The organism is Pseudomonas sp. SIMBA_067 (assembly GCF_046534675.1).
GTDB lineage: Bacteria > Pseudomonadota > Gammaproteobacteria > Pseudomonadales > Pseudomonadaceae > Aquipseudomonas > Aquipseudomonas putida.
Genome location: NZ_JAWRYH010000539.1, coordinates 1 through 267, shown reverse-complemented (window position 1 = coordinate 267; position 267 = coordinate 1). Strand labels below are relative to the sequence as shown.

Genomic DNA, 267 nt, shown 5'->3' with positions numbered 1-267 from the left:
CTGACGAACAGGGCGGCGAACACCAAGCTCAGCCACACGGCTGCGGCGCCCAAGGCGGCATTGCGGCCATCGGCGGCCACCTGTGGCTTGCGCAACAGGTGCAAGGTCCAGTGGTCACCTTCCAGCGGCAGGCTTTCCCACAGGTACTCGGCACTGCCCTGCGGGCCTTCCACGCGGCTAAGGGTGCTGTACTCGGCAAAACGGGTCAGCACCTGGTGCTGCAGGGGCACCAGCGGCTGTTTGTCGTACTGGCGTGTTTCAGCCAGC

At 65.9% G+C, this 267-nt stretch carries 1 pseudogene; it reads right to left on the bottom strand.

The window, feature by feature from the left end:
- Positions 1 to 267 (bottom strand): annotated as a pseudogene (locus SB765_RS30230) (sensor histidine kinase); the annotation flags it as partial.